The sequence below is a fragment of the Xanthobacteraceae bacterium genome (assembly GCA_019454205.1).
Lineage (GTDB): Bacteria > Pseudomonadota > Alphaproteobacteria > Rhizobiales > Xanthobacteraceae.
Genome location: CP075369.1, coordinates 261,420 through 275,489, shown reverse-complemented (window position 1 = coordinate 275,489; position 14,070 = coordinate 261,420). Strand labels below are relative to the sequence as shown.

The 14,070-nt window shown below is 62.6% G+C and carries 11 protein-coding genes and 1 tRNA gene; 1 reads left to right on the top strand and 11 read right to left on the bottom strand.

What is annotated here, in order from left to right; translation table 11 throughout:
• Positions 1-41 precede the first annotated feature (41 nt).
• A complete protein-coding gene (murA, locus tag KF794_01310) occupies positions 42-1,331 on the bottom strand; it encodes a UDP-N-acetylglucosamine 1-carboxyvinyltransferase (protein ID QYK45381.1) in 1,290 nt (429 codons plus the stop codon).
• A 94-nt stretch (positions 1,332-1,425) separates the two neighbouring features.
• On the bottom strand, positions 1,426-1,593 hold the full coding sequence (locus KF794_01305) for a hypothetical protein (GenBank protein QYK45380.1): 168 nt from the start codon (positions 1,591-1,593) through the stop codon (positions 1,426-1,428).
• A gap of 115 nt (positions 1,594-1,708) precedes the next feature.
• On the opposite strand from KF794_01305, the gene KF794_01300 reads away from it, so the two are divergent.
• Positions 1,709-1,783 (top strand) — tRNA-Thr (locus KF794_01300).
• Between the two features lie 23 nt (positions 1,784-1,806).
• Here KF794_01300 and KF794_01295 read toward each other — a convergent pair.
• From KF794_01295 to KF794_01255, 9 genes are all read right to left on the bottom strand, one after another.
• Positions 1,807-2,943, bottom strand: a complete 1,137-nt coding sequence (locus KF794_01295) for an AbrB family transcriptional regulator (protein ID QYK45379.1) — start codon at positions 2,941-2,943, stop codon at positions 1,807-1,809.
• Positions 2,944-2,969: 26 nt separating this feature from the next.
• Complete coding sequence (locus KF794_01290; GenBank protein QYK45378.1) at positions 2,970-4,388, bottom strand: protein kinase; 1,419 nt, start codon at positions 4,386-4,388, stop codon at positions 2,970-2,972.
• Positions 4,389-4,390: 2 nt separating this feature from the next.
• Positions 4,391-5,131 carry a metallophosphoesterase family protein gene (locus tag KF794_01285; protein ID QYK45377.1) on the bottom strand — a complete coding sequence of 247 codons (741 nt, stop codon included), beginning with the start codon at positions 5,129-5,131 and terminating at the stop codon, positions 4,391-4,393.
• Positions 5,132-5,226: 95 nt separating this feature from the next.
• Positions 5,227-6,282, bottom strand: a complete 1,056-nt coding sequence (locus KF794_01280; GenBank protein ID QYK45376.1) for a 2-oxoacid:ferredoxin oxidoreductase subunit beta — start codon at positions 6,280-6,282, stop codon at positions 5,227-5,229.
• Positions 6,279-8,111 (bottom strand): 2-oxoacid:acceptor oxidoreductase subunit alpha, encoded by a 1,833-nt coding sequence (locus tag KF794_01275; GenBank protein ID QYK45375.1) that lies wholly within the window; start codon positions 8,109-8,111, stop codon positions 6,279-6,281. The genes KF794_01280 and KF794_01275 overlap by 4 nt, the downstream gene beginning before the upstream one ends.
• A complete protein-coding gene (locus KF794_01270; protein ID QYK46539.1) occupies positions 8,096-9,889 on the bottom strand; it encodes an FAD-dependent oxidoreductase in 1,794 nt (597 codons plus the stop codon). The genes KF794_01275 and KF794_01270 overlap by 16 nt, the downstream gene beginning before the upstream one ends.
• A gap of 330 nt (positions 9,890-10,219) precedes the next feature.
• Positions 10,220-11,395: a pyridoxal phosphate-dependent aminotransferase gene (locus KF794_01265; GenBank protein QYK45374.1), complete on the bottom strand. Its 1,176-nt coding sequence runs from the start codon at positions 11,393-11,395 to the stop codon at positions 10,220-10,222.
• A 90-nt stretch (positions 11,396-11,485) separates the two neighbouring features.
• Positions 11,486-11,902: a large conductance mechanosensitive channel protein MscL gene (mscL, locus tag KF794_01260; protein QYK46538.1), complete on the bottom strand. Its 417-nt coding sequence runs from the start codon at positions 11,900-11,902 to the stop codon at positions 11,486-11,488.
• Between the two features lie 20 nt (positions 11,903-11,922).
• Positions 11,923-14,067: a CBS domain-containing protein gene (locus KF794_01255; GenBank protein ID QYK45373.1), complete on the bottom strand. Its 2,145-nt coding sequence runs from the start codon at positions 14,065-14,067 to the stop codon at positions 11,923-11,925.
• Positions 14,068-14,070: the final 3 nt, after the last annotated feature.

The following is a 14,070-nucleotide window of genomic DNA, read 5'->3' as shown; positions in this document are numbered from 1 at the left end:
GATAGCGGCGGTGACACAGTTTCGCAAGAACGGTGTCCAGTTTAACCCGAAACGCGCTCAATGGAGGCGCCGCAACGGGCCAGTTTCTGCTCGAGGCGCTCGAAGCCCCGGTCCAGATGGTAAACGCGGTGGACCGTGGTTTCGCCTTCGGCCGCGAGGCCGCCGATTACCAGCGAGACCGACGCGCGAAGGTCGGTCGCCATCACCGGAGCACCCTTGAGGCGCTCGACGCCCTCGACAGTGGCGGTTTCGCCGTCGAGCGAGATTTTCGCGCCGAGGCGGGCCAGCTCCTGCACATGCATGAAGCGGTTCTCGAAGATGGTCTCGCGGATGTGCGAGGTGCCTTTGGCGCGGGTCATCAGCGCCATGAACTGCGCCTGCAAATCGGTCGGGAAACCGGGGAACGGCTCGGTGGTGACATCGACCGGGCGAATGCCGCCGCCATTGCGCGTCACGCGCAGCCCCTCGTTGGTCGCGGTGATCTCCGCACCGGTGCCGCGCAGCGTATCGAGCGCGGCGTTGAGCAGTTCGGCGCGCGCGCCCGCGAGCATCACGTCGCCGCCGGTCATCGCCACCGCCATCGCGTAGGTGCCGGTCTCGATGCGATCCGGCAGCACCGGATGGCGCGCGCCGTGCAGCTTGTCGCGGCCCTGAATACGGATCGTCGGCGTGCCCGCGCCTTCGATCATCGCACCCATCTTGTTCAGACAGTCGGCGACATCAACGATCTCGGGTTCGCGCGCCGCGTTCTCGATCACGCTCTCGCCCTTCGCCAGCGCGGCAGAGAGCAAGGCGGTGTGGGTCGCGCCGACCGAAACCTTAGGGAAGGAAATCCGCGCGCCACGAAGACCGCCTTTCGCCTTGGCGATGGCGTAGCCTTCCTCGATCTCGATTTCACCGCCGAGTGCGCGCAGCGCATCGAGGTGGAAATCGACCGGGCGCGTGCCGATGGCGCAACCGCCGGGCAGCGATACCTTCGCTTCGCCCATGCGCGCCAGGAGCGGGCCGATGACCCAGAAGCTCGCGCGCATCTTGGAGACGAGATGATAGGGCGCGGTGGTATCGACGATATTCTTCGCGGAGAACTCGAAGGTCTGTCCCGCGTGCTCGTCGTCGCCGGCGCGCTTGCCGCCGACCATGATGTCCACGCCGTGATTGCCGAGGATGTATTGCAAGAGGCCCACGTCCGCGAGGCGCGGCACGTTTTCGAGGATGAGCTTCTCCTCGGTGAGCAGGCTCGCGATCATGAGCGGCAGCGCGGCGTTCTTCGCGCCGGAAATGGGAATCGTGCCGTTCAGGGCGCGGCCGCCGTGGATCCGGATGCGGTCCAACTCTCTCTCCTTCGGCTGCGCCGGGGATGTCGCGTGATTTGCCTGTTCCTAACCGAGCGGTCCGGGCGAAACAATGGCGGGAAGCGCGGGGCGGTTAATCGCGGCCCGTCTCCGGTTCCGGCTCCTGCCCTTCATCCGGCCGCGTTTGCGGCTTTCCGGCTCTGGCACGCGCCTGCGCCTTGCGCCGCTTGAGGTTCTCGCGGAGCGCGGCGGCGAGCCGGGCTTCTTTTCCGGCATCGGCGGGGTTGGATTTTTTGGTCATTTCGCCCCCGGTATCGCGGCTTGGCGGGCCTTTCAAGGCTTGGCTTGCGAGCGCCGGACCCCTATGGCAAACCCTCTGCCGCGTGGCCCCGAGGGCCACCGTTTCAACCGGATTCGCTGCCGTAGCTCAGTGGTAGAGCACCTCATTGGTAATGAGGAGGTCCACAGTTCAATCCTGTGCGGCAGCACCAGTCCCCAGCCCGATTACGCCCGGCTATTCCCCGCCCCCGTCGAGAGACGGTTTTTTCGCGCGTTCCTCCTGCTCCGCTTCAGGCAGGGCGATGGCTTCGGCTCCCTTGCCCATCAGCAGGCGCGCGATGAAGGGCAGCAGCGCTGCGATCAGAAGAAAGCGGACCAGATGGTGCGCGCCGACGAAGGCCGGGTCTAGCCCGATCAGAAACGCGAGAATCGTCATCGCTTCCAGACCGCCGGGCGCGAAAGCGAGGATGGTCTTGGCGATGTCCTCGCCCGACAGCCATGACGCGGCGAAGGCGAAAATAACCGCAACGATCATGGCCACGACGAAAGCGCCGATCGAATCAAGAAACAGGCGGCGGATCATCGCGGCCGTCGTCCCCGCGAAGCGCGTTCCCGTGAATGCGCCGAGCACGACAAAGGATATGAGCAGCAGCACCGGCGGAATGTTTCCCTGCACATAGCCGCTGCCATGCAGCACGCCGTTCACGATCATCGGGCCGATCATCAGTCCCGCCGGCACGCGCAGCCGTTCCGCAATCAATGCGGAGGCGATGCCCGTGCCTGCCATGATCAGCATGTCATTCAACGAAGCCGTATGAACCGCGGCCGCGGGCGGAACCGCGCCCGCATGCGGTGAAAGCCCTGCCGCCAGCAAAGCGCCCGGCAATGCCGCGATCAGGAAGAACACGCGGACGGTCTGCACGAAGGCAACCATGCGCACATCCACTTTCGCATCGGCCGCCATCGCGAGCACCGCGGACAGCGCGCCGGGAGCGCTCGCATATAATGTCTCGCGATATTTCCAGCCCGAAACGTAATGCAGATAGAGCATCACCGCTGCCATCGTTGCTGGCAACGACAAGACCAGAACCGAAAGCGTGATGGGCCAGGTGCGGATGCCGGCCAGTGTTTCCGGCGTCACCGCCGCGCCCAGCGAAATGCCGAGCACGACAAAGATGATCTTGCGGAGAAGATCCGGCACATAAACCGGCGCGCCGGCCAGCGCGAGCGCGGATACGGCGACCAGCGAACCGGCAAGCCATGCAGCGGGCAAATGGAGATACGCGAAAATCGCGCCGCCGATCACGGCAGCGATCAGGGTGAGCAGCGTGCGTACGCTTGCGGGAGCGCGGGAAAGGTCCGGAAGAGTCATTACTTGCGGAAGCAACCGGCGAAAGGTCAGTCGTCGTACAGATAACGGGACCGGTCAATAGCTTCCGCGGGCCTGACAACGGTGACGGAACAGGATGCCTCGGCCGCGACTTTTGCCGAAACGCTGCCCAGCAATTTTTTACGGAAAGAATTGCGGCGCGCGCCGATCAGGATGTGGCCGGCTGCATTGAGGCGCGCGAATTCGAGGATTGCCGAGGCGGGGTCGATCTCCTCCAGCACATGCACGGTTACGCGCGGCGCTTCGAGTTGCAGCGGGGCGGCCCATTTCCTTAGCGCCGCCATGCGCTCGATGTGCTTGTTCTTCCCCTGCTCGTCGAGCGTAGTGTCGAGGGCAATCCGGTTCTGCTTCAGCACGTTCACGCAAGCCAGCCTTGCCTCGGGCGCGGATGCGAGCAGCCGCCTGGTTTCGGCAAGCAACGCTTCGTTCGCGGCGGCATCCGCGGAAATGTCGACCGCCGCCATAATAATGGGCGCTTCCGAGAGATCGACCTCGGTTTCCTTCACGATGCCGCGCTTCAGGTCCGGATTGAAACGGCGGCGCAATACGACCGACAGCGGATCGCGCTTCAATTTCTGCGAACGCGCAGTCAGCTTCACCTGATCCGGCTGCGCAAGATCAAACGAGAGATGAGACATCGCCGGATAGCGCCAGGCCGGCTCGACCTCGAGACAGCGCAACACAACTTCCTGCAGCCACGGCGGATAATCTGCGCGCAAGCTACGCGGCGGATAGGGATCGCGCCACAGGCGGCGGCGCATCGCGCGCATGGTTTCGCCTTCGCCGAATGGACGCTCGCCGGTCGAGAAGAAATACAGAATAACACCGAGCGCAAACTGGTCCGAGCGCGCATCGCTGCGCACGCCGAGCAATTGCTCCGGCGCCATGTACGGGGCGGTGCCGTATGGCAGGCGGAATTCTTCCTGCATCAGGTCGGGCAACTGGCGATGATGCGACAAGCCGTAATCGATCAGCACGGCGGCGCCGTCCGGGCGGAAGATGATGTTGCTCGGCTTCACGTCCAGATGAATGACATTCTGGCGGTGCAGATCGCTCAGCGCGGCCGCGATACGGCTGGCGATGGCGGCTGCCTCTTCGTAGCCGAGCGGCAATGCGTCCAGCTTCGCTAGGAGCGTAGTCCCCTCGATCCGCTCCATCACGAGGTAAGGCTGGTTCGAGAAATCACCTGCGGCGACGAATTGCGGAACGTGCGGCCCGCTCAGGCGCGGCAAGATCATCCGCTCCATCTCGAAGCTGACGATCGCGGCCGGGTCGGAGCCTTCGCCGAAATGCGGCACCTTCATGAGCATCGGGCGCGGATCGCCCTGCTTCGTCACGCTCCAGAGCGTGGCCATGCCGCCCATGTGCACGCGGTCTTGCAGCGTGAAGCCGTCGATGACGGCACCGGGTTCGAATCTCTGCGACATTATTAGCGGCCTTCGAACAGACGTCCGGCGAGACGCTGCGGAAGGCCTGCCGCGAGAATCTTTTTCGCAGCCGCATCGACGTCATACGCGACGCGCCGATAGGTCACCGCCGCTTTATCGGTATCGAGAATGGCGTAGGAGGCCGCCGGGTTCCTGTCGCGCGGCTGGCCGACCGAACCAAGCACGACGAGCCACTTGCGATTCGGCAGGAGCGGGATTTCGACATCCACGACCGGAGTAAAAGACGTCATCTTCGCGGCTGGCGACATCGAATAGATCGCCGGCTCATGGACGTGGCCGCAAACGGTAAGCATCGGGGAAGCTGCGTGCAGGCATTGCGCGGCTCCTTCGACATTCGTCACGTAGTGCCAGGCGGAAGGGTTGTCGGCACTGGCATGAACGAAAAGACGGTCGTCTTGCTCGACCGTCAGCGGCAGGGATTTCAGAAACTCCTGCTGCGCAAGCGACAATTGCTTGCGTGTCCATTCGATCGCCAGTTGCGCGACCGGATTGAAGCCGGGCACGTTCTCCACGACAGCGGCATCATGATTGCCGAGCACGGCAACGGCGCCGGACTGCCGCAACTCGATCAGCTTATCGACCGACCATTCCGGGTCCGCGCCATAGCCGACGTAATCGCCGAGCAGCGCGATTGCGTCGAACCCCGCTTGCCGCGCATCGGCCAGACAGGCTTCGAATGCCTCGCGGTTGGCATGAATGTCCGAAAACAGCGCGATGCGCACCGGGTACTCCGCCTTCTGTCAGGCTAGTTGATACCGGCCTGCCGAAGGCGAGTAAATGCAGGGCTACGTAAACACGGGATGATCTGCGTCAATCCTTAGCGCAGCCCCGCATTGATCTTTTCCAGCATCACGCTGCCGGGGCAAAGATCTTGGTCGGACAGCGTGTTCAACGGCCGCTTTGTCACGCCGAGGCGGTCGTGCAGGTCTTCCGAGTCCGGCTCGACATAGAGCAGCCCGGTGACGATTTCGCCGCGCACATTGTGGCGCTGGATGAAATTCATCACGGAGGCGCGGTCGGTCGGGTCGTGGTCCTCGGCAAGTTTTTTCAGCCGCAACACCGAACCGTCGTGCTGCGTGACGTTGATGGTGGTGCCGGGATCGTGGTCGACGGTGATCTCCTCCCTGCCCTCAAGGAATTCGAGCGCGTTCACCGCCTCGTTGTGCTCGCGCACGTAATCGAAGCTCTTGGTCGAACCGGCGTGGTTGTTGAAGGCAATGCAGGGCGAGATCACGTCGAGGAAAGCCGCGCCCTTGTGCGCAATCGCGGCCTTGATCAGTTCGACGAGTTGCTTCTTGTCGCCCGAGAACGAACGGCCGACGAAGCTCGCGCCCGCGATCAGCGCGAGCGAAACGAGGTCCATCGGGCTGTCGGGATTGCTGACGCCTTTCTTCGACTTCGAGCCTTTGTCGGCGGTGGCGGAAAACTGGCCCTTGGTGAGGCCATACACGCCGTTGTTCTCGACGATGTAGACCATGTTCACGCCACGGCGGATGCAATGCGCGAACTGGCCGAGACCAATCGAGGCCGAGTCGCCATCGCCGGAAATGCCCATGTAAACGAGATCGCGGTTCGCGAGGTTCGCGCCGGTCAAGACCGACGGCATGCGGCCGTGCACCGAATTGAAGCCGTGACTCTGGCCGAGGAAATAAGTCGGCGTCTTCGACGAGCAGCCGATGCCGGAAAGTTTCGCGAGCCGGTGCGGCGGCAGGTCGATCTCGAAACAAGCCTGCATGATCGCGGAAGAAATCGAGTCGTGCCCGCAACCCGCGCACAGCGTAGAGACCGCGCCTTCGTAGTCGCGATGCGTGAAGCCGAGCGCATTCACCGGCAGCTTCGGATGGTGCAGTTTCGGTTTCGTGATCCAGGTCACGCCACAGGCTCCTTCAGCGGCGGCTTCTCCATGCCGTGTTTCAGCGAGATGTCGTTGACGATGAAGCGCGCGGTGACGGGATTGCCGTCATAGTGCAGCACCGAAACCAGCTTTTGCGGATCGACCTTGCCGGTATCGAGCAGCAGCGTGCGCAGTTGCGCGTCGCGGTTTTGCTCGACGACATAAATGCGGTCGTGGTTCTTGATGAAGTCGATCACGGCGTCGCTGAACGGATAGGCGCGAACGCGGAGACGATCGAGCAGGATGTTCTTGTCGTTCAGCGCGAGGATCGCCTCGTCCATCGCAGCAGTGGTCGAGCCGAAATAGATCACGCCGTATCTCGTCGCTTTCGGCGCGTCGTATTTGAGCGGCGCGGGAACCAGCGATTTTGCGGTTTCGAACTTCCGCAACAGCCGGTCCATGTTGTCGACGTAAGCCGGGCCTTCCTCGGTGTAGCGCGCATAGCGGTCGCGCGAGGTACCGCGCGTGAAATAGGCGCCTTTCGTGGGATGCGTACCCGGATAGGTGCGGAACGGAATGCCGTCGCCATCGACATCGAGGTAACGGCCGAAATCTTTTCCGCTTTCGAGATCGGCAAAGGTCATCACCTTGCCACGATCCATTTTCTTTTTGTCGTCCCATGCGAGCGGATCGACCAGCCATTCGTTCATGCCGATGTCGAGATCGGTCATCACGAAAATCGGAGTCTGTAGCCGGTCGGCGAGATCGAGCGCGGTTGCCGACATTTCGAAGGCTTCCTTCGGGTCGGCAGGCAGCAGCAGGACGTGCCGCGTGTCGCCGTGCGAGGCGAAGGCAGCGGACAGAAGATCGGATTGCTGCGTGCGCGTCGGCATGCCGGTCGAGGGACCGCCGCGCTGCACGTCGATCAGCACCGCAGGAATTTCCGCGAAGTAAGCCAGCCCGATGAACTCCTGCATCAACGAAATGCCGGGGCCGGAAGTCGCGGTGAAGGCGCGCGAACCGTTCCAGCCCGCGCCGATCACGACGCCGATGGCGGCGAGTTCGTCCTCCGCCTGTACGATCGCATATTTGTTGCCGTCCTCGCCCGCGCGAAGTTTCTTGCAGTAGCTTGCGAAAGCCTCGGCCACGGAAGTCGAAGGCGTGATCGGATACCACGCGGCCACCGTCGCGCCGCCATAGACGCAACCGAGCGCGCATGCGGCATTGCCTTCGATCAGGATGCGCTCGCCCACCGAATCCGCGCGCTTTACCTTCAGGCCAATCGCACCCTTGAGGTTCTTCTCCGCGTAGCCGCGGCCGATATGCAGCGCCTCGATATTCGGCGCGATCAGCTTGTCCTTGCCCTTGTAGAGTTCCTTGATCAGCGCTTCGCTGGCATCCGTGTCGATGCCGAGCAACGCGTCCAGCGCGCCGACATACATGATGTTCTTGAAAAGCTGGCGCTGGCGCGGATCGGAATACTGCGCGTTGCAGATTTCGGTGAGCGGCATCCCGATGACGGTGATGTCGTCGCGGAATTTCGATTGCGGCAGCGGTTTCGTCGAGTCGTAGAAAAGATAACCGCCGGTATCGATCCCGGCGACATCCTTGTCCCAGGTCTGCGGATTCATCGCGACCATCATGTCGTAGCCGCCGCGGCGGCCGAGATGACCCGCGCCGGAAACGCGCACTTCGTACCAGGTGGGCAGACCCTGAATGTTCGACGGGAAGATGTTGCGCGAGCCGACAGGAATTCCCATCCGGATCATCGAACGCGCGAAGATGCGGTTCGCGCTCGCAGAGCCGGAACCGTTCACGTTCGCGAGGCGGATGACGAAGTCGTTGATCTTTTCTACGCGCGAGAGCATCCGGCCTCCGTCGCGTGCGTCATTTCGAGCAGAAACTTCTGCATGTCCCATGCGCCGGTGGGGCAGCGCTCCGCGCACAACCCGCAATGCAGGCAGACGTCCTCGTCCTTCACCAGCACACGGCCTGTCTTGAGTTGCGGCGAGACATATAAATCCTGCGTCAGGTTATCGGCCGGCGCGTTCAGCATCAGCCGCAGGTCCGGCTCCAGCGCATTCGGCGTGAAGGTAATGCAATCGACCGGGCAGATATCGGCGCAGGCATCGCATTCGATGCAGAGCTTCGCCTCGAACACGGTCTGCACGTCGCAGTTCAGGCAGCGCTGGGTTTCGGCGTAACCGAGCTTCCGGTCGAAGCCGAGTTCGACCTCGGCCTTGATGCTTTTCAGCGCGATCTTCTGGTCGCGCATCGGCACCTTGTGGCGAAGCTCGTTCGACGGCGCGTTGTCGTAGCTCCATTCATGGATTCCCATCTTCTGGCTCATCAGATGGGTCATCGGCGGCGGTCGTTTCGCGACATCCTCGCCGTTACAAAACTTGTCGATGGAAACCGCCGCTTCGTGGCCGTGCGCCACTGCCCAGATGATATTCTTCGGGCCGAACGCGGCATCGCCGCCGAAAAATACTTTCGGGTTGCTGGACTGGAAGGTGGCCTCGTTCACCTTCGGCATTTCCCACTTGTCGAACTCGATGCCGCAATCGCGCTCGATCCAAGGAAAAGCATTCTCCTGCCCGACCGCGACCAGCACGTCGTCGCATTCGAAATGCTGGTCAGGATCGCCGGAAGGCACGAGCTGGCGACGGCCCTTTTCGTCCTTCTTCGCGACGACCTTCTCGAAGGTGACGCCGGTGAGCTTGCCGTCCTTGTGCGTGAATTCCTTTGGCACGAGGAAATTGAAGATCGGGATGCCTTCGTGCATCGCGTCTTCCTTTTCCCAGGGCGAGGCCTTCATTTCGTCGAAGCCGGAGCGGACGACGACCTTCACGTCCTCGCCGCCGAGACGGCGCGAGGTGCGGCAACAATCCATCGCGGTATTGCCGCCGCCAAGCACGATCACGCGCTTGCCGATTTTTTCGATGTGACCGAACGAGACATTCGAGAGCCAGTCGATGCCGATATGAATGTTCTTCGCCGCTTCGTTGCGGCCCGGAATGTCGAGGTCGCGGCCGCGCGGCGCGCCGGAGCCGACGAAGACCGCATCGAACTTTTCCGCGAGCAGTTGCTTCATGCTCTCGATGCGCGTGCCGAAGCGCATCTCGATGAAGCCTCGGCCGGTGATGTAGCCGACTTCCTCGTCGATCACTTCTTCCGGCAGGCGAAAGCGCGGAATCTGCGAGCGGATCATGCCGCCGCCCTGCCGGTCGGCATCGAACACCACGATTTCATAGCCGAGCGGGGCCAAGTCTCGCACGACGGTCAGCGAAGCAGGCCCCGCGCCGATTAGCGCGATGCGCTTGCCGTTTTTCCTTGCAGGCTTTTCGGGAAGCAGCGCACCGATGTCTTCTTTATTGTCGGCGGCCACGCGCTTCAGACGGCAGATCGCGACCGGCTCCGCCTCGACGCGGCCGCGGCGGCACGCAGGTTCGCACGGGCGGTCGCAGGTGCGGCCAAGGATTCCCGGAAACACATTCGATTTCCAGTTCACCATGTAGGCGTCGGTGTAACGCCCGGCTGCGATCAGACGGATGTATTCGGGAACGGGCGTGTGCGCGGGGCAAGCCCACTGGCAATCGACGACCTTATGGAAGTAGTCCGGATTGCCAATATCGGTCGCCGGCATTCCGGCACGCATACCGGAATGCCCGACTCCAGCTTCGCGCTTATCTGGAGCGGGTCTTTGCTCCAGTGCTTCCGTTCCCGCGCCCATTCGCGGAACTCCTTGTGCTTTCGGCTACGCGACAAAGAAAAATCGTCCCGCCGCGGTGAGCGGCGCGGGTGCGTTCTGCTTTGACTTCACTTGAATTCAGCAAGGCGATTCCAACCGATTTTCTTTTTCTATTTGGTCATTCAAGTTCCCAGCATAACCAAATTCGGGCCTCTGCCCACTTTGTATTTCGTATTATTCGCAACTGCGTTCGATATTGCGACGCAATAGATTGTGGCGGCGATGTCAGCGCTTCAGCCAGTCCGCAATGCGGTTGACCGCAATCTCGAGACTCTCCGGACTGCGCAAGAAACAGATACGCAGGAAAGCACCCGCACCGGGACCGAAGGCCGTGCCGGGTGCGAGGCCGACACCGGCTTCGTCGATCAGCTTCAATGCCAGCGCGCGCGAATCATTTTCGCCCTCTACCGAAAAGAACGCGTAAAACGCGCCATCCGGCGGCGCGAGGCGCACGCGGTTGCTTCTTCCCAGTACGTTCATCGTTATCTCGCGCCCGCGACGAGAGCGTTCGATCATGTGCCTGACGAAAGGCTCGCCTTTTTCCAGCGCGGCAATGCCCGCGCGTTGCATGAAGACGGCGACGCCGGAAGTCGAATACTGGATCAGGTTTTCGACGACCTGCCCCAGCGAGGGATGCGTCTCTAGCCAGCCCATGCGCCAGCCGGTCATGGCCCAATTTTTGGAAAAGGTATTCACGAAGATGATGCGGTCTTCCGGATCCATTACGTCGCGGAAGGATGGCGCGCGTTCCTCGCCTTTCCAGTAGAAGCGTGCGTAGATTTCGTCGGCGATGATCCAGATACCGCGCTTGCGCGCGAGCGCAAGCACGTTCCGTAAATCGTCCAGCGTCGCGACCCAGCCGGAAGGGTTGGCCGGCGTATTCAGGAAGATCGTGCGCGTGCGAGGATTGATGAGGCTCTCGATCCTAGAGAGATCGAGCGAGAAACCGCTCTCGCCGAAATCCATTTCCACGAACACGGGCTTCGCGCCGATCACCTGCGCTGCCGCGGCGGCGTTCGGCCATGTCGGGGAAGGAATGATGACTTCCTCACCCGCCTGCATCGTCATGGCGAACGCAATCTGGATTGCCTGCATGCCGGAGCCGCAGACGAAGTAGCGCTCGCGGTCCGCCGGTACGCCATAGAGACGCTGATGATAGAGCGCGAGATGCTCGCGCAATTCCGGGATGCCGCGCTGCCAAGTGTAGAAGGTTTCGCCGTTCTTTAGCGAGCGCGCAGCGGCGTCGGTAATGAAATCTGGCGTCGGCAGATCGCCCTCGCCGGCCCAGAGCGCAATCGTGCCCTCGCGCCTGCGGCCGTAGTTCATCACCTCGACGATGCCGCTTTCGGGCAGGCTTTTCGCCGGCGCGCTCAAGCTATCGAATAATTTTCCACTCGTCATCGAACCGCCAATTCAAAAAGAAATGCCGGAGAGGATTTGAACCCTCCCCGGCATGGCAGGCAAGTCAGACGGGTTGGGCAGCTATGCCCGTTACTTCTTCACAAGCGCATCGCGAATCTCGGTGAGGAGCTGCACTTCCTTGGACGGCGGCGCTTCCGGCTCCGGCTTCGCGGCTTCCTTCGCTTTCAGGCGATTGATCGCCTTCACGACGATGAAGAGGATCGCCGCGATGATCGCGAAGTTGATGACGATGGTCAGGAAGCTGCCGTAAGCAAGCACGGCGCCCTGCTTCTTCGCCTCGACGAGCGACGGTGCGTTCACATTGCTCGAAAGCGCGAGGAAATAATTCGAGAAGTCGAGGCCGCCGAGCACCGCGCCGACGATCGGCATGAACAGATCTGCCACCACGGATTCGACGATCTTGCCGAAGGCGGCACCGATGATGACCGCTACTGCGAGATCGACCACGTTGCCTTTCAATGCGAACTTTTTGAACTCTTCCCACATGCCGCCCATTTTACTCTCCTTCAGATTGGCCCCGCGGTCAGGTAGTCGCGAAGCATTTCACCGGTATTGCCGATGGAGCCTAGCACTTCTTTCAGCTTTGCCTGCATAGGCGCGGAAAGCCGCTTCGGGTCGACCTTATTCGAGGGCGGACGCCCGGCGGCCATGTCGGCAAGCTGCTGATCGAGGATCGCGGCGAGAATCACACGCTGCGCCTCGATCATTGCATCGAGGCCGCCCGTGGAAGATGCCACCTTCGCGCGCACGCTTTCGATACGGGCCTTCGTGGAATGTTCCGGGATGCCGTAAAAAATCGCAAGGACGCGCGCGGTCGAGACAATAACGAACAGCCCGCCTTTTTTCAGGTCCATGCGGCCGTTCTCGGTGCGGAACCCGAACCAGCCGAGCGGCGGACTGAAATTGCCGCCCGCCTCGGCAAGCAGTTTCGCGAAACCCGTTTGCCCCTCGGCGAAGCGATATGCGTCGCGCCACAACTCCACCGCCAGTGCGCCGGAACCATGCACCGCGCGGAAATCGAAGAATATATCTACCGCCAGCAGGTCTTCCGGATCGGAACGCACGATCCAGTCCTGCACGCGCTTGCGCCACGTCTCTACGCTGCCGCGCCATTGCGCGTTCTTCGCCATCACGCCGCCCGTGCAATACGGCACGCCGACGTCATGAAGAATGTCGGCGACATGGGTACCGAGTTCCGCGAACCACTTGTCTTCCGGGCCGTCCGGTTCGCCCTGCGCAAATACGATGGCGTTGTCCTGATCCATCGCCAGCAGGCTTTCGCCACGCCCTGCCGAGCCAAGCACCAGCAACGCATAAGGCACGGGCGGATCGCCGCGGCCCGCTTCGCGCATGCGCATTTCCGCGATCTGCCCGGCGCGCCGCGTTAGCGCGCCGAGTTCGCGCGAAATGATCGCGGCGATGTCGCGCGCTTCGATTCCCTCATCCATCAGGCCGCGCGCAACCGACGGCAGCGTGGACCACGCCTGACCGAGTTCGTGTACGTCCCTCGCCTCCTCGATCTCATCGCCGAGCGTCACCGCATCGCGCGCGCGCAGCCGCAGAAGATCGCGCGCAGTCAACGCGCCGACGACGGTGCCAGTCTCGTCCACCACGCCGAGGTGGCGCACGGAAAGGCGATCCATGCGGCCGATCGCGCGATAAACAAATGCGTCGGCCAGCACACAGGCGAGCGGACGGCTTGCGATATTTCCGGCAGGCTTTTCCAGCACGCCGGTCCCGTCCCGGCATATCGCGCGTAGAATATCGCGCTCGGTGATGATGCCGCTTTCGGATTGCGCGAACGGTCCCTCGCCGGGATTCTTTCCGGGAGGCGTCACGAACAGCGAACTGATCCGCCGGTCGGTCAGGATCTTCAGCGCTTCCTGCAACACCGCGCTGCCGGAGACATACATCGGCGGCGACGACATCAATTCGCGCACGCGATGGCGATAGGGATAAGCGTCGAGGCGCGCGAGCACGCGCTCCGCATCCAGCCGCGCGGGCGAGAGCACCGGCTCGACCCAGCCCGCGCGATGCTGTTCCTCTAGCGCGGTCGTGAGCTTGCCGCAGGCAGCTTCGGCTTCCGCCAGCGTGCGGATGTTGCCTTCGCGAAGTTTCGGCACCAGCGCCACGAAAATGCGGGCCGCCGTCAGTGCATCGCCGTAGGCGGAGTGGCGGTCCTTCGCATCCACGCCGAGCCAGACCGCGAGATTGTCGAGCGAGTAACCGGCCAGCGCCGGCTCGACGATCTGCGCGAGCAAACGTACATCGAGCGTACGCGGGCGGGAGAACGGAATTTTCGCGCGCTCGGCCTCGCGCGCCATGATCGCAAGGTCGTAGCCGATGGAATGGCCGATCAGCACCGCGCCATCCATGAAATCGCTCAGCCGCGGCCACAGCGATGCGTAATCGGGAGCGGATGCCACTTTCGCGTCGTCGATGCCGTGAACGCTTGTCGAAACCGGCGGGATCGGGATGCCGGGATTGACCAGCGACCTGAACGCCGTGTCCTCCTGCAACCTGCCCGCGGCAAGCCGCACCGCGCCGACCTCGACAATGCGGGCCACGCGCGGGTCGAGACTGGTTGTTTCCGTGTCGAGAACGACGGCATCGAGCGCGAGGAGCGGTGTTGCGCTGGTGCGGTCGGCCATGCC

Bases quoted from the DNA above. Each gene is read 5' to 3' on its own strand.
- KF794_01265 (QYK45374.1), bottom strand. From the start codon at position 11,395: ATGACGAGTGGAAAATTATTCGATAGCTTGAGCGCGCCGGCGAAAAGC.
- KF794_01305 (QYK45380.1), bottom strand. From the start codon at position 1,593: ATGACCAAAAAATCCAACCCCGCCGATGCCGGAAAAGAAGCCCGGCTC.
- KF794_01275 (QYK45375.1), bottom strand. From the start codon at position 8,111: ATGCTCTCGCGCGTAGAAAAGATCAACGACTTCGTCATCCGCCTCGCG.
- KF794_01290 (QYK45378.1), bottom strand. From the start codon at position 4,388: ATGTCGCAGAGATTCGAACCCGGTGCCGTCATCGACGGCTTCACGCTG.
- KF794_01295 (QYK45379.1), bottom strand. From the start codon at position 2,943: ATGACTCTTCCGGACCTTTCCCGCGCTCCCGCAAGCGTACGCACGCTG.
- mscL (QYK46538.1), bottom strand. From the start codon at position 11,902: ATGTGGGAAGAGTTCAAAAAGTTCGCATTGAAAGGCAACGTGGTCGAT.
- KF794_01270 (QYK46539.1), bottom strand. From the start codon at position 9,889: ATGCCGGCGACCGATATTGGCAATCCGGACTACTTCCATAAGGTCGTC.
- KF794_01255 (QYK45373.1), bottom strand. From the start codon at position 14,067: ATGGCCGACCGCACCAGCGCAACACCGCTCCTCGCGCTCGATGCCGTC.